Raw genomic sequence first — 23,717 nt, 5'->3', positions numbered from 1 at the left:
AGCACGCCATGGGACCTCCCGCAGCACGCCAGGGCGATCGCATCGTGGCGATCGACACCCACCTGATCCAGCCGCCGGGCACGGCGCCGCCGGTGCCGACGCCGCATCCCTTCAGCGGGATCATCGACGGCAGCGTGAGCAGCGACGTCAAGATCGGTGGCGCGTTCGCGGCCACCGTCGACAGCACGGCGACGAACACGCCGCCGCACATCCCGATCGGCGGCACGTTCGTCAATCCACCGAGCAACCGCGCCACGATCACGCTGGGCAGTTCGAGCGTGACGATCAACGGCAAGGCCGCCGCGCGTGCCGGCGACACGGCGCGCACCTGCAACGACCCGGCCGACCTGCCCGTCGGCACGGTCGTCGCCACCGGCCAGGTGTTCATCGGTGGCTGACGAACTGCGCGAGCCGGGTTTCCTCGGGCGCGGTTGGGCGTTCCCCGTCGTCGCGGGCGCCGCGGGCCAAGTGGCGCTCGTCGCCGGCGCCACCGCGATCGAGCAGGCCATCGGAATCATCCTCGGCACGAGCCCGGGCGAGCGCGTGATGCGCCCCGAGTTCGGCTGCGGCATCTGGGGCCTGGTGATGGAAACGAACACGGCGCAATTGCATGGGCGCGTGCAACTGCGTGTGCGCGACGCACTCGTGCGATGGGAGCCGCGCATCGACGTACTCGACGTACGCGTGGAGTCGCCGCCGGAGGAACGACAGGTGTTGTTGATCCACATCGACTATCGGGTCCGCAGCAACAACGCGGCCTACAACCTCGTGTACCCGTTCTTCCTGGAGGAAGGCGTCAGGCAATAGGAGTCGCGGATGTCGCTGGAAGCCAAACAACCCAGGTTCGACCGCCCGTTCGAGGAGATCTTCCGCGAACTGCGCGACCGCATTCCGCTGCACAACCCGGCGTGGACGAACTACAACGACTCCGACCCGGGCATCACGCTGTTGCAGTTGTTCGCCTGGCTGGCGGAAATGACGCTGCACAAGATGGGCGAGGTGCCGCGGAAGAATTACCTGAAGTTCGCCGAGTTGCTGGGCCTCGAACTCGCGGCTGCGCGCCCGGCGACGGTGGCGCTGGCCTTCACGCCGAAGGCGGCGGAGATTCCGCAGACGATTCCCGAGCGCGCGCGATTCAGCGGCCGAGGCGATGCCGGCACGGTGGCGTTCGAAACCTTGCAAGCGCTCGACATCATCGGCGCACCGATCGCGGCGATGTTCGTCTTCGCCGATGGCACCGTCGCCAAGCGCGACGTGCCCACGCAGCCGCAAGCCGCGCCGTTCTGGCCGCTCGGCCGGACGCCGATGCCGGGCGACGCGCTGTACCTGGCGTTCAAGCCGAACCCGAACAACCCGCGCCCCTTCCCGCGCAAGATGCGGTTCCTGGCGTTGCGTCCTTCGGAAGACACGCGCGGCGTCGCGCAACGCATCGGCGCGCATCGCGACGATCTGCGCCCGCCCGTCGAGCTTGCGTGGGAGTATCGGCGCAGCGCGAGCCAGCCCGATTGGGAACGCCTGGCGGTCCTGGACGACGGTTCGGTCGCGCTCACGCGCGATGGCTACATCGACGTCGAAGGACCGCAGGACATCGAACCGGCCATCGAGCCCGCCGTCGGCACGCAACTGCAGGGGCCGCACTACTGGCTGCGCATCCGGCTGGATCAGGACGCGTATCCGATCGGTCGCGCCCCGCGGCTCGAACACCTGCTGCCGAACGCGGTGGAAGCGATCAACCTGCGCACCGAAGATCGTCGCACGCTCGGCACGAGCGCCGGGCGCGGAGAGGAAAGCTTCGATTTCCCGCGGCGCCCCGTCGATCCCGACTCCCTCGCCATCGAAGTGGAAACGCCGAACGCCGGCATCCAGGACGACTGGACGCGCGTCGACGACTTCTTCGACTCGAAAGCCGACTCCCGCCATTACGTGCTGAACGCCACTGCGGGCCGCATCAGCTTCGGCGATGGCGAACGCGGCCAGATTCCGGCGGCGGGCGCGGCGATCGTCGCAGCCACGTGGCGGCAAGGCGGTGGCGCGGCCGGCAACTCGGTCGCCGCCGGCGCCGTCAAGACCATCGAGACGCAAGTGGCGGGCGTCGAGAAAGTGATGAACCCGCGCGCCGCCACCGGTGGCAGCGAAGAACAATCGCTCGACGACTTCATCCGCAATGCGCCGCGCCAGTTGCTCAGCGGCGGGCGCGTGGTCACCGCGCGCGACTTCGAAGTGCAGGCCGTCGCGATCCAGGGCGTCGAACGCGCGCGTGCGCTCGGCGGGCGCCATCCCGACTATCCGGGCGTCGAAGTGCCGGGCGCGATCACGGTGTTCATCGTCGCCGATTCGGAGGCCTCGCCGCCGGCGCCGTCCGCCGAATTGATCCGTTCGGTGTGCCAGTCCCTCGACAAGGTCCGGTTGATCACCACCGAGATCTACGTGGCGGCGCCGAAGTTCGTCGAAGTGCGCATCGAGGCGCGCCTGCTCGCGCCGCCGGAAGCGGCCTTCGACCAGGTCGCGGAGAACACGCGCAAGCGCCTGGATGCGTTCCTCAGTCCGCTCGAGCGCGACTTCGGCGAAGACCTCTCGACGGCCGCGTTGTACGCCTCGTTGATCGGCGCCGTCGATGGCGACCGGCAAGTGCGCTCGGTCGAGAACCTCATCGTCTACGTGGACGGGCAGGAACACGACATCCGCCAGCCGATCGCGCTGGGACCCGATGCATTGCCCTTCCCCGGCAAGCACCTGATCGTGGTGCGGCCCGATCCGGACCAGCGGGTCTCGCGATGAACGGCACGTCGCTGCTGCTCGGCGCCGGTTATCCCTGGTATTCCGATACCGGTGCGGCGCAACGGGCCATCGTCGCGAATGCCGTGACGGGCCTGTCGCTCGCGACCTTGCCCGACGGCGCGATGGGCCTGGCGTCTTCCGACGACAGCCTCGGCCGCCTGACGCTGCCGCGCGGCGTCGCCATCGACGATCCCGACGTCTACGTCCTCTCGGAAGACGGCAGTCTCGTCTATCGCTACGACGCGGTGCGCGCCACGCTGGTGCCACTCGAACACGTGGGCGCGCAAGGGCTGCGTGCCGACGCCGATGCATCGGAATACCTCGAACCACGGCGATTCCGCGGGGCGACCGCCATCGCGATCGCCGGCGGCGCGCTGTACGTCGCCGATCCGCTCGCACATCGCGTGCAGGTGTTCGACTTGCGCACGCTTGCGCTGCTCCGGATGCATGGGCCCTTCGTCGCGCCCGTCGACCTCGCCGCTTCGGCGCGCGCGGTGTACATCCTCGACCGCGGCGCCGGGCGCGTGTATCGCGCCGACCCGGAAAGCGATTGCGTCACCCTCGTCGCCGATCCGGACGACGTCTGTCGCGCGCGGCATTGGGACCGCATCGCCGTGGACAACGCGGAGCGCGTGCATCTCCGCTATCGCCATGACGACTCGACCGAGCTCGATGTCTTCGAAACGCAGCGATGCCCCGGCCCGGTGCATGCCAGCGAGCGCGTCTACGACAGCGAGCAGGTGCGCGACCGTTTCACGCCGCCGCTCATCACGTCGGATGGCCGCGGCGGATTGGACCTGCCCGAGCGCCTCCTGGATCCGTGCAAACTGCGCCAGCCGCTGGCGGACTCGGTGTCGCGCTGGGAGATCGGCGACACGCTCTATGTCGCCGATCCGGCCACGCGCAAGCTGGTCGTGCATCTGGCCGACGGGCGCGTGCGGCATCGCTTCGGTGCCTACGACGCCAACGGCGAGCGCGTGTCCGCCGACCACATCGACGCGTGGCTGCCCGCCGAAGTCGTCGCACTCGACGGCTGCGCGATCATCCTCGATGCGAGGCACCAGGTCGTCTATGCGCATCGCACGGGCGAGGCGCAATTGCGTCGGTTGTTCGGCGCGTCGTCGGACAGCACGCGCCGCTGGCGCCGCATGGCCGGCGACGCGCACGGTTGCCTCTTGCTGTGGGACATCGCGACCGACAGCGTCGACCGCGTCGATTTGCGCGGCAAACCGCTGGGCACGATGCCGTTGCGCGATGCGAAGGCCGCGTTCGACCGCCCGCGCTCCACGCGGCAACCCGCAAAGGAACGCCGCGACGTGCGGCTGACGCGTTCCGGTGCGATCCCCCGACCGGCGAATGCACCGCCCGCATGGCCATCCCCGTCGCATGTGCGCGAGGGCACGTGGATCAGCGCGTGGCTCGACAGCGATTTGTACAACTGCGTGTGGGACGTGATCGAACTGTCGGTGGCCCGCCTGCCGCAGGGTGCGCGCATCCGCATGCGCACGCGCACCAGCAACACGCGCGGCGAAGCCGAGGATGGCGCAACGGCGATCGACCCGACGCTCGCCGGCTCCTGGCGCGATGCGCCGATGTTGGCGGCGCCCGCGCAGCCGGACCCCACGGCGCCGGCGACGTTCTCCCATCGCGTGCTCGTTCCGAGTCCGCCCGGCCAGTACCTGCAGTTGCAGATCGTGCTCGAAGGCGACGGTGCGTCGACGCCGCTGGTACGGCATGCGCGGCTGCGCTTCCCGCGCGATTCGCTGCTGCGCTACCTGCCCGCGATCTATTCCGCGCCGCCCGCGCAGCAGGAGTTCCTCGATCGGTTCCTGTCCATCGCGCAAACGACATGGGCGTCGATCGAACGCGAGGTCGACACGTTCGAGCGCTTCCTCGATCCCGACTCGGTGCCCGACGACGCCCTGCCCTATCTCGCAGCTTGGCTCGACGTGCGCCTGGAAGGCACGTGGACGCCCGCGCAGAACCGTCGATTGCTCAAGGCGATGCCCGCCCTGCGCGCGCGATGGGGAACGCTCGGCGGCATGCGCGACTGGCTGCGCGTCTACATCGGCAACCTCGCCGGTATTCCCGAAGCCGACCTGGAAGCGATGGGCGTGCCCGGCATCGTCGAGGGGTTCGTCGAGCGCCGCCGACTGCGATTGAACGGCAACGGCGCCACCTTGTGCCAAAGCCAGGCGTTGTGGAGCCCGGCGGTCGAGCGCCGCATGCAGATCGGCGTGTTCGATCGGCTCGGCGACGTGGAGCTGGTGTCGACCGGCGATCCCGAACGCGATGTATTCCAGCATTTCGCGCACGCCTTCCGCGTTTACGTGCCGTCCTCGATGGTGCGCACGCCGGAGCAGGAGGCCGTGCTGCGTCGCGCGGTGGAAGCGCAGAAGCCGGCGCACGCCACGTACCAATTGGTGTTGGTCGAGCCGCGCCTGTCGCTCGACGACCAATCGACGCTCGACCTCGACACGGTCATCGGTGGTGCGCGTCCGATTCCGCTGCGCTGCTTCGATGACCGCGACGCGCCGAGCCTCCCGCCGCGGCAACGCCTCGGGTTCGACACCACGCTCGCCTGAACGGAGAACGTCATGAACTGCGACAAAGACACCGGAACCGGCGCGTGCGAGCCCCTGGCGCTCGAGCGGATCCGCTACTTCACCGGCCGGCATATGACATCGCGCGACTTCACCGACGCCGATGCGTACCACCGGACCATGCGGCACCTGCACAACCGCGTGCTGCACGGCGTCGGCGTGGGTTGCGGCCTCGAGGTGCGGCTGCACCCGCGGCCGGAGTGCGGCGTCATCGTCCACTGCGGGCTCGCCATCGATTGCTGCGGGCGCGAGATCGTCCTGCGCAAGGCGGTGAGCGTGCGCATCGACTGGGAGGCGTGGCCGAAGAACGCGGACGGCAAGCCCGAAGACGACTACGTCCTCGTGCTGTGCCTGGAGTACTGCGAGCTGCACACCGAGAAAGTGCCGGTGCTCTACAGCGCCGACGCCTGCGCGGGCCACACCTACGAAGAAGGGCGCATCCGCGAAAGTCATGCGCTGCGCTGGCGCGCGGTGCGCGTCGCCGACCTGGGCAAGTATGGCTGGCGGTCGTCGAAAGGCTGTCCACCCGGCGAGGGCGACGACGATTGCAAGCCATGCCACGACGATGCCACGGCGCGGTGTTGCATCGATCCGGCCTGCCCGCCGTGCCACTGCGTTCCGATCGCGATCGTGCGCGGCGATGAAGACGCGCCCGTGCTGGTCACCCGTGGCCGCCCGCGCCTGCCGCAATCGCAGGAACAGCTCACGCACATCTGCTGGATCAGCTGGCCGCACGGCGGCGCGATCCCGTTGAGCGCCTTCGACAAGCTGCAGGTGCGTTTCGACCGCCCGATCACCGATCCGGCCTCACCCGTGGAGCCCGGGCCACGCGGCATCAACGAACGAACCTTCGTCGTGCAGTACGGACAACAGCGAGAAGACCTCGACTTCGTGATGTTCCGCGACAAGGGGCCGTTCCTGTTGCCCGACAAACGCACCGCGCAGTTCGACGTGCTGCGCCCCGACGAGTACCTGGGCGACACGATCCACGTGACCTTGCGATGCGATTTCATCGTCGACTGCGACGACAACCCCGTCGACGGCGACCACCTGCGCGGCCGCCTGCCCACGGGCAACGGCTTGGCGGGCGGCACGTTCGAAAGCTGGTTCAAGGTCATGCGCGACGACGACTACGAACAAATGATGAAGGCCGCGGGCCCGGGAGAAACGTCATGAGCGCCAACAGGACGACCACCGGCGATTGCGGATGCGGTTGTGGCGGCGGATGCGGCGGCGGTTGTGGCGGCCCATGCACCTGCGAAAGCCGCTGCTGCGAACTCGAATGCCTCGTGCGGCCGAACTTCTTCTGCGGCCAACTGCTGACCGACGCCGACCTCGGCGCGATGGTGGACTGGACGCGCAAGCGGCTCGCGCTTTCGCGCTATCGCGACGGCTGGGGCATCGTCTGCGGGCTGGACCTGAGTTGCAGCGAACCCGCCGACGGCGGTGCCTGTTGCGACAACGGCAAGCATGCCAACGGCCCCGCCGTGTGGCTCACGCAGGGCTACGCCGTGGATTGCTGCGGCAACGACCTCGTGGTCTGCGACCCGATGCGGATCGACCTGGGCAGCGTATGCCGCCCGCCCGACGACCCTTGCGACCCGAATCCGCCGCCGCAGCCCGATCGTCCGGTGCGCCCGGTCCGCGGCGACCGCACCTGCTTCGACGTGGACAAGGAACACCTGTTCGCCGTGCGCGTGGTCCTGCGCTACCACGAAGACCTGGCGCAGGGCCAACGCGCGATGTTCCGCGGCGGCGGCGCGTGCGGGAACACCGAAGCCTGCGAATACGCGCGCATCCTCGAGCGGCCCTGCGTCCACCTGGAAGTGGTGCCGCTGCCCGATGAAGACGACACGACCGAAGAGGAAAAGTTCGTCGAGGACTTCCGGCGTCGCATCCGGCAGATGTTCCAGGAAATGCAGGATCTGCTGAAGAAAGGCCCCGAGGCGGTCGTGGATCACTTGCGGCGACATCCGCCCTACCAGGCGTGCTACCTGATGGAGCTCGCGTGCTGCCTGAGGAACAAGAACAAGGACGCGTTCGACCTGGAGGACGCGGTGAAGATCGGCGGGCTGATGGTGGCCGACGCCATGGGACGCGAGCTGGGGCAATGCACGTGCTTCGCGTGCAAGCCCGACGACGGCGTGTCGCTCGGCATCGTGCTGATGCAACGGACCGTCGAAGGCAGGAACGTCACGTGCAAGGTCTATTCCATCGACGCCGATGCCCGCCATCGTCGCCGGTTGAAGCCGCAACTGTGCCAGCGCCTGTTGTCCGGCGACCTGGCGTTGCTGCGATACCTTGGTCAGTCCGAGCAGGTCGTGAAGCGGGAGTTCGCCGAAACCGGCGTGCGGGTCGAACCCGTCGACCGCATGGCCGTGCCGATCGCCACGCTGGACGAGCTGTCGGATGTCGTCAATCGGCAAACGTTGCGGCTCAATCCGCTCGAACGCCGCGAGTTGAACGCGCACGTCGTGGTCGATCCACTCGGCACGCGGCGCATCATCGCCTTCGAATGAGCGCGCGCGCATGAGCATCGAGCGCGTCCGCTATCGCGAGCGACAACGCCTGGCCGCGGCCGACCTGCGCATGGAGCAGGCGTGGCGGCTCGGCATGGCTGGCCGCCACCATCTCGCGCCGCACGATTGGGGCGTGGTGCGCGGGCTGCGCGTGGAGCACCTGGCCGACGACAGATTCCGCTTGACACCCGGTGTCGCGATCGACGGCCATGGACGCGAGGTCCTGGTGCCGGCGCCGGTCGAATTCGCGATCGCGGGTTTCGACAAGCAACACTGCTATTACGTGCAGCTCCACTACTGCGAAGACCCCGAGCAACTGCGTGGCCGCAAGTGCGAGGACATCCCCGCGCCGCGGATCCGGCAGCGCACGGCCATCCGCGTCACCGAGGACTTCTCGCCGCCCGGCGAGGCCGCCGGCCTGGCCACCGCGCGTGCGGCGGGCGCCGTCACCGGTGCGCCGCCGTGGCCGATCCTGGTCGCGCGCATCGGCCGTTGCCCGGGCATCAGGCGTGGCGCGTTGATCGACTACGACTTCGTGCCGTACGTGCGCCATCGCGCGGCGGCGATCCGCTCGCCGACGGACAACGCGCGGCTGCAACTCGGGCTCGCCGGCCGCACGGACGTCCATCATTTCCTGGTCTCCACGCGCAATGCCGCGCGCACCTTCGACAAGCGCGTGGGCATCGACCGCGAGGGCACGCTGCATGTGTGGAAGCAACTGATCGTCACCGGCGCGACGGCCACCGGAATTGCGAGCATCGCCGGCGGATTGCAGCTGAAGATCGACATGCCGATGCCGGCCGGGTTCGGCCATGTCCTCCGCCTCGACGGTCGCGTCGACCCGGATCTGCGCACCTTGTCTGCATCGCTGCTGGCCTCGCGTCCACCGACGATGGGCGAATCGGTCACCGTCGAGAGCCGCGCGATCCTGCAGGCGCGCGCGGTCGCGCTCCCGTTCGACGCGGTGCACGCCGCCTCGGTGACCGTGCGCGACGTGTCGCACGGCGAGCGGCCCGTCGTGTTGTTCTCGGAGGTGCGCAAGCGCTTCCGCAGGGCGGTCACGCTGCTCGACGCGCAAGGTGCTCACGCACTCGCCGATGCCGCGCCGCCGCCCGTGCCCGACGTCGCCTTTTCCATGCAGTTCTCCGCGACGGGCGGACTGCTGACGCCATGGAAGGCGACGATCTTCCGCCCGGCGGCGACGCTCGACGCCGACCCGCTGCTGCGCGAGATCCACGCCGTCACCACATCGAAGGACACCGACCCCGTGCCCGCGACGGAGCTGCGGATCGTCGGCGGCGGCGCCGACGACAGCGACGCCTCGGGGCGCGTGAGCATCGGCGCGCGCGACGGCATCGATTACGTCCCCGCCCTGCGCATGGATGGCGGCGGCCGGATCCGCCTGTTGTCGGCGCCGCAATCCACGACGCGCGATCCACTCGTCGACGTCCGGGGCACCGTGTACTTGCCGCCAGTCGGCAAGAAGGATCCGATGTTGCCCGACCTGATGACGCTCGCGTTCATCGCCGGGCACTTCCAGGTCGGCAACGTCGCCGCGTCGCCGGCAATCACGCTCACGGCGAGCACGGACCCCGATTTCATCTACGACCTCAAGGTCGCCACGGTGAGCGCCAACCTCACCGTCAAGCGCACGCTCGAATTGATCTTCCGCGATCCGGCCGCGGGGCCTGCCGAGATGACGGTGCGGGCACTGGAGACCGTCGGCATTTCCACGGCGAGCGCGACGACGACGCAGATCCCCGTCCCCGGCCTGGCGCCGCCGGGACGCAAGATCCTCATCGCGGTGGTGATGTTGGTCGAAGCCTCGAACAAGACGCGCGTCGTCCGCTCGAACACCCTGTCCCTGGAGATTCCGCCATGAGCGCCTCGCCCGCCAGTCGCGTGAACTACTTCGACCGGCAATACCTGCGGCTGTCGGAGTTGAACGACGAGCAGGCCTACCACCTGCAATTGCATCGCCGCCATAACCTTTCGCACCACGGCTGGGGCATCGTCGTCGGGCTGGACCTCGTGTTGCAGGAAGACCGCCCCGTCGTGCTGCCCGGTCTTGCCGTCGACGGATACGGCCGCGAGTTGCTGCTGCTGGAACGCAAGCCGTTCAGCCGCGACGACTTCGACCGCCTTGCGACGAATCGCATCGACCTGTGGCTGGAGTATCGCCTCGCCTATTCCACCGACCCGCTGGCGCCGATCGACTGTGGCGCGAGCGACCCGCGCAGGCAATACCGCGCGATCGAACGCGCGGACGTGTTCTCGATGCGTGCGGGCGCACGGCCCGATCCGCGGAAGCCGCCGGGCGTGGATTCGGATGCGCTCGAAGAACCGCTGCTCGCCACGCCCGACGATCCCGCGTTGCGCTGGCCCGTCTATCTCGGCCGCATCCTCATGCAGGTACCCGCCTCCGGGCCGCCCACGTTCTCGATCGAAGCAGGCGACCGCGCGTACGCGGGGCTCAATGCCGAACTGATCGATCATCCGGGCAACGCCGCGCGCATCGAACTCGGCCGGCGTCCCCCTCGCACGGACGAGAAGCGCATCGGCGAAGACTCGTTCCATTACGCGGCCGACGAAGACCGCGACTTCGCGATCTTCGTGCCGGTGCAGCCGCCGGTGGATCCGACGATGGCGACGGATCTGCAACCGGCGTTCTCCATCTACAACGCAGCCACGCAGGTACGCGGCTCGGCCGAAGTGCACGGCAACCTGTTGCTCGACGGCAGCTCGCTGCAGTTCAACAAACGCCTGGATGATGCGGAAGACCTGGCGAGCATCGACGGCAATCCGGCCCTGTATCGTGCCAAGGGCGCGCAGGGCGACGAACTGCGGATCGACGTGGGCGAGTTGAATGACGGCGATCGTTCCTTCGTTCTGGGCTACACGAAGAACGGCGAATTCCAGGACGCGGTGACGATCCGTTTCACCAGCGACCCCGCCGGCGGCGGCGTCGCCAATCCCATCGTGACCGTCAAAGGCGACCTGCACATCGACGGCACGATCCAGTGCCTCGACATCCGCACGCGCACGCTCACCGAGGATGTCGCCGCGCAACTGGCCGGGATGCTGCAGGCGGCGATCACCTCGGGCGGCAGCTGAGCATCGGCGGAACGGCGCATGCACCACCGCATCGGTTCCCTGCATCTCCACTATCGCGTCCGCGACGCGTCGCTGGGCGCGCATGTCCCCGCGTTCGACCGCGCCCTGCAGGGAGGGTTGTCGGAAGCCATCGCCGCGCGGATCTCCCTCCAACTCGGACATGACGCCGGCGTCGTCGTGATCCGCGAGCTCGCGGCCTCCGTCGTGCTGGCGGGACAGGACGCGATGCTCGACAGCCGCATCGTCGAGCGCGTTTGCCGATCGTCGGTCGATGCGCTGGTCGACACACTCTCGGATCCGCCCTCTTCCGACACGCTGATGCGCTTCGAGGACGAAGCAGCGTTCGTCGGCGCGTTCATCGTCGACCTGCTGGCGGGCGTGGCCTGGGAGCACTGGTATTACGGCGCGTTCCATCGCCACCGCGGTGCCTCCATCGGCGAGGCCATCCGCGGCGTGCTCGAAGACGCGACGGACCCGGCCCGCGTTCTCGCATGGTTGTCGCGTCGCGGGAAACTCGAGGCGATCCTCGCATTGCTGCGTGCGTCCGAGCTGCTCGACGTCTTGCAGGCCGGCGCCCAGGCCCCCGCGGATTCGATCGAAGGCGACGGCACCGATGCGCTGTCGCAAGCCGCGTTCGCGCTGCTCGACGCGCTGGGCGTCGCGATCTCCACCGATGCACGCGCCGACCTGCTGCGGAGATTCTGCGCCACGCATGCGGTCGCGGTGGACTGGCGCGACCGGCGCGCGCTCAGCGGCTACGTGCTGCGACTGATGCAGTTCCTCCTCGCCGACGGTCGCGTGGCGGCATCGCGCGTCGCGAACGCCTCCGATGCCTGGCGGACGTTGCTGGACACGACGTTCGATTGGCTCGATGGCGAATGGTTGGCCGGCCGAATCGAGGCACTCGCGGCGCCCGGCGGAGCGTTCCGGGCGAGTGAAGCGGCGCGCGTCCATTCGGTCCTGAGCCCGCGCCAGTCGCGGATTCTCGACGCGATCGCCACGCAGGTGCGCGAAGGCGGGCTGCGCATTCCCTTGCACGCGGGTGCGGAGGCGACCCTCGTTCGGCTGATCGCGGCCGCAGGACTGCAACTCGCACCCGGTGAAACGCTGGACGCCTCGATCGTGTCCGCCCTGGAAGCGATCGCCCGCGCATTGGCGCCCGCATCGCACCCGCGTGGTGATGGCTCCGGCGACGCGGCTTTGACGGACCGCGACCTCGACGCGACACGCGCAATCGCAACGCACAACCCACCGCGCGACGCAGCCATCGACGCGCTCGCGCAGATCAGCCCCTCCGCCGCGTCCCTCGCGCACGTGCTGAAGGCGGCACCCGACGATGCAGCGTCCCTTGGCGATAGCACGTCGACCGCCGGCCTGTACCTGCTCTTGCGCGGCCTGATGGATGCGCGGTTGCCGGCGCTTGCCCATGCGTCCGCAGTGCCGCTGGCGCCGCTGCTCGGCGCGTTGGTGCATCGATGGTTCACGCCGCAGGCGCCCTTCGACGCGGCGACGTCGCTGTGGGTCGGGGCGGACCATTGCGACTTCGACGCACTCGAGACGGCGATCGAAGGGGTGCACGCGTTGAACGCGGCGATGACGGAGACGCTGGCGTTCCGGCAAGGCATCGACGAACACACCCTGCGCGCGTCCCTCGATGCGGACACGCGATGGCCGACGCCGCTGCCCTGCTCCGCCCCGCTGGATGCGGCACTCGCGCGCACGGCTTCGCTCCTGATGCGCACATGGGCGATGTGGCTGCGCGGCGTCGCCGACTCCAGTTCGGCATTCCTGCTCGACAACTGCCTGCGTCGCGCGGCGCGGGTGGGCATCACGGACGACACCGTGCACATGGACCTGGACCCCGCACCGCTCGATGTCGTACTCCGCATGGCGGGATATTTCGAGCGCATCGATCGCGTGCCCTGGCTCGGCGACCGACGCGTGACCTTCGCCGTGCGCGGTCCGGCGCGGGAATGAGCCATGGCCCGCTCGCCCACGCCCTACGACTCCAACGAAGCGCACCTGCGCGATGAACTGGCGCGCGTTGGCGCGCTGTTGCGCGCGCAACTCCTGCGCTTCCGCGCCGCCGACCCCGAAGCGCATCGCGAACGGTTCTGGCACCTCACCGACGATGACCTCGACGCACTCTCCCGGGACGAAGCGCTCTCGCCGCTCGATGCGTTCGCCCCGACCGATGACATCCAGGCCCTGCTCGATGCCTGCGCCGACAAGCGCACGGAAATCGCCGCGCGCGTGGCGATCACGAAGGACGTCGACCTGCGACTGCCGCGCCTGGTGCGCGAGTTCGACCTGAGCGCGGAAGACACCGACATCGTGCTCGTCGCGCTCCTGCCCGCCGTGCACTCGACCTTCCGCCATCTGCTCGGCGTGTTGCAGCGCGATCCTGCGCGGACGCACGCGACGGTCGGACTCATCGTGGAGATGCTGGCCACCAGCGCACGGGATCACGCGCGGCTGCATGCGCGCCTCTCGCCCACGGGCCGGCTCATCGGCGCGCGCCTCATGGCGCTGGGCGGCAACGACGACGAACCGCTCGTGACGCGCCCGGCCCTGGTCGAGGAGCGCGTGCTGACGTTTCTGTTCGGCGACGACGCTGCCGACCCGCGCATCGCCAACGTCGCCCGCGCGTTCGCCGACACCGTCGACCTGGCGACGCTGCCGCTCGCGCCCGAAACGATGAGCCGGCTGGAGATGCTGCCCAACCTGCGCGTCGCCGAACCCGAAACGATGCAGCGATTGCGCGTGCGCTTCGCAGGACCGGATCCCGCTCTCGCCGTGCGCGCGTTCTCGACCGTGGCCCAGGCGCTGCAACGCGGGCTGCTCGTGGTCGATGTCGAAGCCGCGCTGTCGGGTACGGTGGCGTGGCCGCTGGTGGTGGAACTGGCGCTGCGCGAAGCGCGCCTGACCGGCAGCATCCCGTTCTTCAGCGGCATGGAGCATCTGCAGGACGCGCCGGAGAATGCGCAACGCAACGCCGCATTCGCGCGGTGCCTCGCAGCGTTCCCGCACGTGGCGGCCACGTCGACCACGGGCGCTTCCGCGGTCGATGCCGCGACCGGCGACTGGGTGCCGTTCCGGATCGACGCGCCGACCATCGCGATGCGCGAAAAACTGTGGAAACGCCTCTTCGCGCGGGAATCGACGCCGATCCCCGACGCCGATGCGCTCGCTGCGGCCCTTGCGCGCGCATTCCAGTTCACCGACAGCCAGCTCCGCGACGCCTGGCACGCCGCGCGGGGCTTGGCGCGGCATCGCAACATCTTCATCCCGTCGATCGCGCCTGCCGACCTTTACGCAGCGTGCCGCCTCCAATCGGCGACTCGGCTGGTCGCCTTCGCGCAGCGGCTGGAACCGCGACCGCAACTCAACCTCGAAGACGACATCGTCCTGCCGACCGCGAGCCAGCACCTGCTGCGCGAGTTGCGCACCCGCATCCGCCACCACGCGCACATCCACGCCGCGATGGGCCTGGGCGACCACATGCGCCTGGGGCGCGGCGTGATCGCGCTGTTCGTCGGGGGCTCGGGCACCGGCAAGACGATGGCCGCCGAAGTGCTCGCCAGCGAACAACACCTCGACCTGTACCGGATCGACGTCGCCTCGCTGACGAGCAAATGGGTGGGCGAAACGGAAAAGAACCTCGCGAAGATCTTCGCCGATGCCGAGCGCGCGAACTGCGTGCTGTTCTTCGACGAGGCCGACGCGATCTTCGGCCGGCGCGGCCAGATCAAGGATGCGCAGGACCGCTGGGCCGGGCTCGAAGTGAATTTCCTGCTGCAGCGGATCGAGGAGTATTCGGGCGTTGTGATCCTGGCGACGAACCTGCGCCAGAACATGGACGAGGCCTTCCAGCGCCGCATCCACGTCATCGTCGAATTCCCCGTGCCCGACGCACGTTCGCGTCGTGCGATCTGGGAACGCCTGCTGCCGGCATCGCCGCGTTGCGCCGTGGGAACGGCCGAACTCGACGAGATCGCGCAACGGTTCGAACTGACCGGCGGCAGCATCCGCAACGTCGTGCTCGATGCCTGCTTCCGTGCGCGTGCCGAAGGCGAACAGGCGCGGCTCAACAGCCGCCACCTGGTCGCGAGCGTCGCACGTGAACTGCAGAAGCTGTCGCGGCCCGTGACGCGCGGCGAATTCGGCGGCTTCTACGACTGGGCGATGGCGGACGTGGTCGCACCGCCGGAGAACGCGCCCGTGAAGCGCGCCAGCTGACCATGGCCGCCCCGGGACGCGCACGGACCCAGGACACGAAAGCGACATCGGCCGCACGCGACCACGCGCCGCAAGCGCCCGCGAAAGCGTCGACGCGCGCCGGCATGGCGAGTCGCTTGCCGAGCCCGCAAGTCGCCGAGGCGATCCTCAAGGGCGCCGATCGCACCGATCGCATCCATCCGCGCGGCCCCGCGAAGCGACCGCCTGCGCCGCGCGCAGTGGCGACGGACAAGCCCATCGCAACGCCTCCGGCTCCGACGCGCGCAGTCGTGCAGAAGCCCGCCGTCATCGCGACGATTCCGCCCATCGCAGCGATCGCACCGATCAAACCCGGCGCATCGACGAAGGCGGTCGTGACGGCACAAGCGATCGCCGTACCCGTTGCCGTCAAACAAGCGCCCGCAGCGAAAGCGGAAGCACCCGTTGCCGCGCCGCCATCACCGGACGCCGCATCGCACGCCGGCGCGCCCGCCACCATCGCACGCGGTGCCGAATCTGCACCCGAGGCGGAAGCCCCGAAGGCAGACGCCGCGGCGCCGGCGGAAAAGCCGACGGAGTCGAAGGAAGAAAAAGGCGCGAAGCAACCCGTCGGCAAGGAAGCGAAGGGCCCCGGCGCGAAGGGCGATGAGAAAGGCGAAGCGGACGCCGAAGCCGAAGGCGGCGCTGCGGGCGTGGCCGTCAAACTGCACATGCCCGAACCGCCGAGCGCACCGTCGAAAGCGACGACGCGCCGCATCCAGGGCGTCAAGGCGCGTGCAGGCAGGAAGTCCGCATCACACGGTGCCCTGCCGGCAGGCGCGGCGCAGGTGGGCGATGCGCGCAAAGCGGTGACCGAACCCGATGCGGAAGCCAACGCCAAGGCCCAGGCCACGCTCATCGCACAGGTGAAGGCCGAACCGAGCCAGGAAATCGTCGAACTGTGCGAGCGCATCCGCAAGGTCATCCGCGAGAAGCGCCCGCCCGACGAAGACGCACTGGTCGCCGCCAAGCCGGACAACGAAGCGCTCAACGCGGGAAACCAGCTCAATTCCACCGTCGAAGGCGAAACCAAGAAAGTCCAGGACAACTATGGCCCGGTGAACGCGCCCCCTGCGCCGGGCGCGCCTGCGAAAGGCGCGGAGTTGCCGCCGCAACCCGCCGCCGCGGGCACCGCGCCGATCAATGCCAAAGCCGCGACGCCAGATGCGGTGCCGGACGCGAACGTCTCGCTCGACAAGGACGCGGCCGACGCGAAGAAGAAGCAGCAGGACGCGGGCATGGACACGCCCGCCGCGCAGGAAATCAAGAGCGGACCGATCGCCGAGGCCCGCGGCGCGCAGGGAGAACTCGACCAGGCCGCGAAGGAAGATCCGGCGAAGGTCCTCGCGCGCCAGAAGGAAGCGCTCGGCAAGGCCGAAGGCGACATGGCCGCGCTGCAGGCGCAGGCGCTGGCGGCGCTCACCGAATCACGCGACACGACGACGAAAGCGAACGCGTCGCGCCAGGGCGGCATGGTCGGCTCGGAAGAGCAGATGCGCACGACCGCGGCCGCCGAAGCGAAGAAGACGTTCGACGACGCGAAGACCCAGGTCAACACGCTGCTGCAACCCCTCGCCTCCACCGCGATGGCGGACTGGGAAGCGGCGAAGGACCTGCTGGTCACCAACTTCAAGAACGACCTGGCGATCGTCAAGAAGCGCGTCGACGACCGCCATTCCGGCGTGGGTGGTTTCTTCACCGGCTTGTGGGATGCCGTCGCCGGCCTGCCCGACTGGGCCGAAGAGGCCTACACCAAGGCCGAGACGAATTTCGGCGATGGCGTCATCAAGAAGCTCACCGAAGTCTCGACGCACGTCAACTCGGTGATCGCGACGTGCGACCTGATCATCAAGAACGCACGCGAGCGCATCGCGAAGATCTTCGGCGACCTGCCGCAGTCGTTGCAGACATGGGCGGCGCAGGAACAGGGCAAGTTCGACGACCAGCTCGACCAATTGCACAAGGACGTCGTCTCCGCCCGCGACAACTTCAACAAGGACCTCATCGAACGCTCGAGCGCCGCGGTGGACGAAGTGCGCGCGGAGATCGCCGACCTGCGCAAGAAGGCCGGCGGCCTGGTCGGACGCATCGTCAACGCGATCAACCGCTTCATCGAAGACCCGATCAAATTCATCATCGAAGGCTTGCTGGAGATCCTCGGCATCCCGCCGGCGGCATTCTGGGCGGTCGTGGCGAAGATCAAGAAGGTCGTCAAGGACATTGCCGACGATCCGATGAAGTTCGCCAACAACCTCATGAAGGGCTTGGCGCAAGGCTTCGGGCAGTTCTTCGACAACATCCTGTCGCACCTGCTGAAGGGGTTCATCGGTTGGTTGACCGGCGGGCTGGCGGGCGTCGGCGTGCAACTGCCCAAGGACGCCACGCCCAAGAGCCTCATCACGTTCTTCCTGCAGTTGATGGGAATCACCTGGCCGCGCATCCGCAAGATCCTGGTCAAGCACATCGGCGCGAAGAACGTCGCGCTGATCGAGAAGGTCTATTCGCTGATCTCCCTGCTCATCGAGAAAGGCCCGGAAGGGATCTACGAGATGGTGAAGGAGAAGCTGAGTCCCGAAGCCATCGTCGACCAGATCGTGCAACTCGCGGTCGACTACATGATCACGGCGATCATCAAAGCCGCGACGGCACGCATCATCGCGCTGTTCAACCCCGCCGGCGCAATCGTCCAGGCGCTCGAAGCCATCTACCGCGTGCTCAAGTGGATCTTCCAGAACGCCGCGAAGATTTTCACCCTCGTCGAAACCGTGGTGAACGGAATCGCCGACATCCTCGCCGGCAGCATCGGTGGCTTCGCCAACGCGGTGGAAAAAGCCCTCGCGATGCTGATCGCACCGGTCATCGGCTTCATCGCCGACTACCTCGGCTTCGGCGACCTGCCCAACGCGATCGCGAAGAAGATCGAAAGCTTCCAGGAAATGGTGCTCGGGCTGATTGAGCAGGCAATCGTTTGGTTCGTCGCGAAGGGCAAGGCGTTGTTGGCGGCGTTGGGACTTGGGAAGAAGGACGACAAGAAGGGCGACGGAGCTGAGCAAGTCGGCGAAGAGGTCGAGTTCGATGCGGACGGGGAACCGCACAAGCTCTGGATCGAGGTGCAGGGCGAGAACGCCGTGGTCATGGTTGCAAGCACCGAGGAGCGACTCGACTCCTTCCTCAAGAGCAAACGGGTAAAGGACGCAGTCAAGAAGGACAAGAGCGGCAAGCTTCGGGGCCTCGTCAGCCAGGCCGAAGCGCTGCTCAAGGACACCGATGTCGATGCAGATGCCGTTGTACGCGAACTGAATTCAGCGTCCAAACCTGAGGCGGGAGCGGACGCTGGCGCCGGCGCTGCGGCAAGTTCCAAGAACAATGACGTCACAAAGGAAGAGAAGAAGTTGGCGAAGGTACTCGCGCAGATCTTCCAGCTGGTCGGCACAAAAGGCCTGCTGATCGAGGAGGTCATCGGACTGCCCGTGGATCCGTTGCCTGAAGAAGCACCGGAAGGATACGAGTATTGGAAGCCGCCGCTGCCCAAGCTGTTGCGCGAAGTGAAGCGAGCATCCGGCTACGCGGCCAAGGATTCGAAGAAGTATCCGAGAGTCAGTGTCGATGAATCGGGATTGGTGCAGACGGGCGCCGGGCCGCATCGGTATGACCTCGATCTGGTGGATCGCTACGAATCCACCATCAGCGCGGCGGAGGCAGTTCGCAAACTGGAAGGCTCGACCAGATGGCCGATGCAGACTTTGAAAGGATTATGGGAAATGGAAACGAGCGCGACCGACGCGCGCCTGCGTGGGTTCCGGGAGCAAATGGAAGCAGTGATTGCTGCTTCGTCCGAGGGCGACCTCATGGGTGTTGAAGTACAGATAGAAGGCGGTGGGCGCGCCGACTACATCGTGCGCATTGACAAGATCCAGCGGCTCGTTGAGGTAAAAGCGTGGCGGACACCCGACCTGAGCCGTGGTAGCGATGCGTGGGAGGAATTCCTCGACCAGATGAGCGGTTATGTCGATGAGGCGCAGACCCGAGGCACCGTGACGGCCAGGGGCGCCGTCAAGTACTGTGAGGTCGCGATGGAGCTGAGAGGACTGCCTGATGACCTGCTGCCCACTGCGCGGCGACTCGCACGCCAAGTCATTCGCAATGCAGCCAGACGCCGCCCCATGGTCAAGGTCATCGTGATCGGAATTGACGTATGAAAGAGCCGAAATCAAAAGTGTGGATCAAGACGATCGGCGTGTTCTGCGCCCCGACGACGCAGGACGCGGCCGGAGCCCTCATGCGTCAGGCGGTGACAACGCTTCGGGATTCCGCCGAGATCGCGTTCGAGGATGAAGAGGACGAGGCGATCTTCCTGCGCGATGACAAGTCGGCGCCCGAATGGAGCGACCAACCCATCTTCCTTCGCGGTAACAGCTCGAAGTACTCGATCCTGCTCGGGCACTTCTGGAAGAGCGGAGAAAATTACCACTACTTCGTGACCAGCCCCGAGTCTGCAATTGACCCGTCGGAGCTTTCGGCGGAGTGGACGATGCTCATCGATCGCTCGCGCCAACTCGTATCCGCACTCAGACCAGACGCCGCATTCAGCTGGGCAAGATCCGGAGATGCGGGTAGCCCCTTTGACTTTCGCGCTGTGTGCTCGCACGAGCGGCCTCTTGCGCTCGCTCCATGGACCTACTACGACAGCCATATGTTGGACGCTCAAGCGCAAGACGCATTACGTGCGCTTGGCCCGGACGCAACCGAGACGTTCGGCCGGGGACTGGTCGTGCAACCAGCACGCTTACCGGGAGCAGCGCCTGCGACGGATCTCCTCGTCAGGTTGGAAGCAACCGGCGGTGTGATTTATCGCGACCCCCTATTGGTCACGCCATGAACCGAGCGCTTTCCGTTTGGCGCACTGACGACCGCTCACGGTATTTTCTGCTACCTGATGCGTTCGAAGCCGAACCAGGTCCCTTGCGGCTGCGGAGCCTGATGGGGGCTTCCATTTCGCTGATGCCTGAATCCGTCGAATGTTTCGAGGTGACGGAAACGCAGGCCCATCGCTGGGCAAGAGAGGAGCTCAGCGAGTCGCTGGATCAGCTCAAGTCGGGCCTCGATACAACGCTCGGCGAATGGCAAGAGCGTCTCGGCGCCCGTAGCCGTCGATCCGACGGCGTCACGCAAACAACGAATGAGGCGGCACCCGCCTTGCTCGCCTTCTTCAAGCGCCTCCCCGGCGTCATCGGCCAGAGCCTCTCCGGCGACCCGCAACGTCTGGATTCAGCGCGCGACACGCTCGCGGAGCTCCAGCAACGCCTGAACGACGCGGGCATCGACGTCGACGACCGGGTGAAAAACTTTGCCGATCGGCTGGCATCCATCCGCACCGAGGCCGAGGCGACAAAACCACCCGACGATGCGGCCTGAGGCGCGCTACTGCCGCAGCCCCACGTCGTGCTGGTGCATCTTCCGGTAGAGCGTCATGCGCGAGCAGCACAATTGCGCCGCGGCCTTGCTCTTGTTCCAGTTCGTTTCGCGCAGCACCTGCAGCAGGCGTTCGCGTTCCGACTTGGGCGCGCCCACGGCGAAGGCGAGCCGGCGCATCACTTCGGGCATGACGTCGACGATGCCGGTGGCGCTGGGCGCGGTGTTCACCATCACCGCTTCCACCACGTTGCGCAGCTCGCGGACGTTGCCCGGCCAGTGATACGCGCAGAGGGCTTCCATCGTGCGCGGCGACAGCCCGCGGATGGTGCGCGGCAGGTCGCGGTTGAAACGACGGATGTAGTGCTGGACCAAGACGGGGATGTCGTCCGGTCGTTCGCGCAGGGGCGGTATCCAGACGCGCAGCACGTTGAGGCGGTAATACAGATCCTGGCGGAAGCGCCCTTCCTGGATCGCCTGTTCGAGATCCTGATGGGTGGCGGCGATGATGCGCACGTCCAGCGTACTGCTGCGCGAGGCCCCCACGCGATGGATCTCGCGGTTCTCGATCGCGCGCAACAGCTTCGCCTGCACCGCCAATGGCACGTCGCCGATTTCGTCGAGGAACACCGTGCCGCCGTTGGCCGCGCTCAACTTGCCTTCGCTCGCACGGTCGGCGCCGGTGAACGCCCCCCGCTCGTGGCCGAACAGTTCGCTTTCCACCAACGACTCGGGCATCGCGGCCGTATTGAGGCAGACCAGCTGCTTGTCGGCGCGCTGCCCGTTCGCATGGATCAACTCCGCGACGACTTCCTTGCCCGTTCCCGATTCGCCGGTGATGAGCACGGTGCTGTTGGTGGGCGCGATCCGCGCAAGTTGGCGTTTGAGCTGGCGAACTGCGTTGCTGCGGCCGACGAAGCGATCGCTGCCGACCAGCGCCTCGGTGCACGCGCACTCCGCGTCGCCAGGCGTCAACATGCGCAGCTCGGAGACGAGCGCATCGGCGGTCCACGGCTCGCGGAGATAGCGTTCGGCGCCTGCGTGGAAGGCCGCGATGGCCAGCGCTTCGCTGCTTTCGGAAGCGACGAACAGATAGCGGGCGCCGTCCCACGCGGACCGCAGGCATCGCAGGCACGCGAGCGCCTGCGCGGCATTGCCGTCGTCCGTCGCGACGATCACCAGGTCGGGCGCACGCGCGAGCCCGGTCGCGCGCAGCGCCGATTCCGCGGTCTCGACGACGCATCGATAGTCCAGGCCGGCAACGATCGACGCGACCTCGGCGCCGCGCCTGCAATCGCCCACGACGAGGAACGCCGATGCGGCTCCTGCGTGACCTGTCGCGGTGTCGAGCACGGCCTGACCCTATTTCGTCGCGTCAGACCAAGAGCGCATGCCATGCCTCCTTTCGCGCGTTGCACCGATGCATCAGCGTCGGAGCACACCCTTGAGGACGTCCGCACGTCTTTTCGCCGGTCATGCCCTGTCGCATGAACAGGGTGAGCACCGGTATCCATCACATTCCAAACGTCTTGATCGACCTCGATTTTCCGCCGCTGCGGCACCACAGGGGCGCCGAGTGCGAGATTATCGGTCTCTCCGTTACTTTCAGTCTCCACCGACGACGCGCGGAAGAACGAGCGCGCGCCCGCGCTGGCGCATCGTGACGCTCGCTGCAGCGCCCTGCCCCGCCGTGAACTCCAGCGTCGCACCGGAATCGGCGACGTCGAATTCCGTTGGCGAAGTCGGCGTCAGCGGGATCGCGGGTTGGTCGCCGAGTTGCGCTTGCAACACATCGCCGACGAGATTGATCTTGAGCGTCATTCCGCCTTGCGCGTAGGCGCCGACCAGGCGTTCGAGCAACCCGCGCGGCACTGTCGCCGTCCTGGCGGCCACGCCGGCTTCGGGGTACGGATCGCCCAGCGCGACCGCCGCGATCTTGCGTGCGAGGTCGTCGGCGCTTTCCGGTGCATCCGGCGCATCGTCGTTTTCCAGCACGATGACGGTGATGTCGTCGCCAGGCACGTACGCGAACGACGACACGAAACCGAAGATCCCGCCGCCGTGGCGCAACACCGGATGGCCGCGCCAGTCGTCGGTGTAGAGGCCGTAACCGTAGCCGCGCTGCCTGGCGCCGCCTTCGGGCGTGATCATGCGGCGATACGTCGCGTCGCGCAGGATGCGCCCTTCGTGCAGGGCGCGGTTCCATTTCAACAGGTCATCCAAGGTGGACACCAGCGAGCCCGCGGCATGCGGTTGCGTCATGCTGATCGCGTGCGCATCGGCCACCTTGCCGTCTTCGTAGGTGTAGCCATGCACGAGTCGCGATGTGAACCTCGGGTCGTTCGCATGGCCGGTGTCCTGCATCCCGAGCGGTTCGAATAACGCTTGCCCAAGATAGACGGGCCACGGCATGCCGCTCGCCGCTTCGATGATCGCGCCGACGAGCACGTAGCCGGAGTTGCTGTACTTCCATTGCGTCCCCGGTGCGAAATCCGGCGGCAGGTCGTCGAACACGTCGATCATCTGCGCAGTCGTACGGTCTTCGCGCACGCGACCCTCCATGTAGCCGGGCAGCTCGGTGTAACTCTTCACGCCCGCGGTGTGATTGAGCAGTTCCTGCACGGTGATCTGCGCGCCGTTCGGGTAGTCGGGAACGTACTTCGACAATGGATCGTCGAGCCGCACCTTGCCCGCTTCGACGAGCGTCAGCACACCGGCGGCCGCGAATTGCTTGGTCACCGATCCGATGCGGAACACCGAGTCGGGTTGCAGCGGGATGCTTTTCGCGACATCGGCTTCGCCGCGTGCGCCGCGAAACAGCACGGTGTCACCACGCGCGACCAGGAGCGCGGCGCCGGGCGCGCCGGCTGCATAGTTCCGTTCGAGCGCGGCCTTTGCGTAGTTCGCAGTCGCGTCCTGCGCCGGCTCGGCGGCCGTCGCCGCACATGCGCTGGTCATCACCGAGAGGCACAACAGGGTCTTCTTCATGTGCATTCCTTGTCTACTAAGACGTTCGTAGTTGCGGGCGAAAAAA

At 67.5% G+C, this 23,717-nt stretch carries 15 protein-coding genes; 13 read left to right on the top strand and 2 right to left on the bottom strand.

What is annotated here, in order from left to right:
- Nucleotides 1–8: 8 nt before the first annotated feature.
- From LF41_RS08135 to LF41_RS08075, 13 genes are all read left to right on the top strand, one after another.
- Complete coding sequence (locus tag LF41_RS08135) at nucleotides 9–398, top strand: PAAR domain-containing protein (protein WP_036168357.1); 390 nt, start codon at nucleotides 9–11, stop codon at nucleotides 396–398.
- On the top strand, nucleotides 391–807 hold the full coding sequence (locus LF41_RS08130; protein ID WP_202594030.1) for a GPW/gp25 family protein: 417 nt from the start codon (nucleotides 391–393) through the stop codon (nucleotides 805–807). Before LF41_RS08135 ends, LF41_RS08130 begins: the two co-directional genes overlap by 8 nt.
- 9 nt (nucleotides 808–816) lie before the next feature.
- Nucleotides 817–2,778: a putative baseplate assembly protein gene (locus LF41_RS08125; RefSeq protein ID WP_036168355.1), complete on the top strand. Its 1,962-nt coding sequence runs from the start codon at nucleotides 817–819 to the stop codon at nucleotides 2,776–2,778.
- Entirely contained in the window at nucleotides 2,775–5,363 is a 2,589-nt protein-coding gene (locus LF41_RS08120; protein ID WP_036168353.1) for a phage tail protein, read from the top strand. The genes LF41_RS08125 and LF41_RS08120 overlap by 4 nt, the downstream gene beginning before the upstream one ends.
- Before the next feature lie 12 nt (nucleotides 5,364–5,375).
- Nucleotides 5,376–6,557, top strand: a complete 1,182-nt coding sequence (locus LF41_RS08115; protein WP_036168351.1) for a hypothetical protein — start codon at nucleotides 5,376–5,378, stop codon at nucleotides 6,555–6,557.
- Nucleotides 6,554–7,900, top strand: a complete 1,347-nt coding sequence (locus LF41_RS08110) for a hypothetical protein (RefSeq protein ID WP_152599947.1) — start codon at nucleotides 6,554–6,556, stop codon at nucleotides 7,898–7,900. The genes LF41_RS08115 and LF41_RS08110 overlap by 4 nt, the downstream gene beginning before the upstream one ends.
- Before the next feature lie 10 nt (nucleotides 7,901–7,910).
- Nucleotides 7,911–9,782, top strand: a complete 1,872-nt coding sequence (locus LF41_RS16965) for a hypothetical protein (RefSeq protein ID WP_036168347.1) — start codon at nucleotides 7,911–7,913, stop codon at nucleotides 9,780–9,782.
- A complete protein-coding gene (locus LF41_RS08100) occupies nucleotides 9,779–11,014 on the top strand; it encodes a hypothetical protein (protein WP_036168346.1) in 1,236 nt (411 codons plus the stop codon). Before LF41_RS16965 ends, LF41_RS08100 begins: the two co-directional genes overlap by 4 nt.
- 18 nt (nucleotides 11,015–11,032) lie before the next feature.
- Nucleotides 11,033–12,991 (top strand): hypothetical protein, encoded by a 1,959-nt coding sequence (locus LF41_RS08095; RefSeq protein ID WP_036168344.1) that lies wholly within the window; start codon nucleotides 11,033–11,035, stop codon nucleotides 12,989–12,991.
- A gap of 3 nt (nucleotides 12,992–12,994) precedes the next feature.
- Nucleotides 12,995–15,253, top strand: a complete 2,259-nt coding sequence (locus LF41_RS08090; RefSeq protein WP_036168343.1) for an ATP-binding protein — start codon at nucleotides 12,995–12,997, stop codon at nucleotides 15,251–15,253.
- Nucleotides 15,254–15,357: 104 nt separating this feature from the next.
- A complete protein-coding gene (locus LF41_RS08085; protein ID WP_152599946.1) occupies nucleotides 15,358–19,470 on the top strand; it encodes an MFS transporter in 4,113 nt (1,370 codons plus the stop codon).
- Nucleotides 19,467–20,150, top strand: a complete 684-nt coding sequence (locus LF41_RS08080; protein WP_036168339.1) for a hypothetical protein — start codon at nucleotides 19,467–19,469, stop codon at nucleotides 20,148–20,150. Before LF41_RS08085 ends, LF41_RS08080 begins: the two co-directional genes overlap by 4 nt.
- Nucleotides 20,147–20,686 (top strand): hypothetical protein, encoded by a 540-nt coding sequence (locus LF41_RS08075; RefSeq protein ID WP_152599945.1) that lies wholly within the window; start codon nucleotides 20,147–20,149, stop codon nucleotides 20,684–20,686. Before LF41_RS08080 ends, LF41_RS08075 begins: the two co-directional genes overlap by 4 nt.
- Before the next feature lie 6 nt (nucleotides 20,687–20,692).
- Here the strand turns inward: LF41_RS08075 and LF41_RS08070 are convergent, their stop codons facing one another.
- Both LF41_RS08070 and LF41_RS08065 read right to left on the bottom strand, forming a co-directional pair.
- Nucleotides 20,693–22,036, bottom strand: coding sequence for a sigma-54-dependent transcriptional regulator (locus LF41_RS08070; protein WP_152599944.1), 1,344 nt, complete (start codon nucleotides 22,034–22,036; stop codon nucleotides 20,693–20,695).
- A gap of 252 nt (nucleotides 22,037–22,288) precedes the next feature.
- The gene (locus LF41_RS08065; RefSeq protein WP_161786940.1) at nucleotides 22,289–23,671 is read right to left on the bottom strand and encodes a serine hydrolase domain-containing protein; all 1,383 of its coding nucleotides are present in this window, start codon (nucleotides 23,669–23,671) and stop codon (nucleotides 22,289–22,291) included.
- Nucleotides 23,672–23,717: the final 46 nt, after the last annotated feature.

The sequence above is a fragment of the Lysobacter dokdonensis DS-58 genome (assembly GCF_000770795.1).
GTDB lineage: Bacteria > Pseudomonadota > Gammaproteobacteria > Xanthomonadales > Xanthomonadaceae > Noviluteimonas > Noviluteimonas dokdonensis.
The sequence above is the reverse complement of the archived record's forward strand: the minus strand, read 5'-3'. Positions and strand labels throughout refer to the sequence as shown.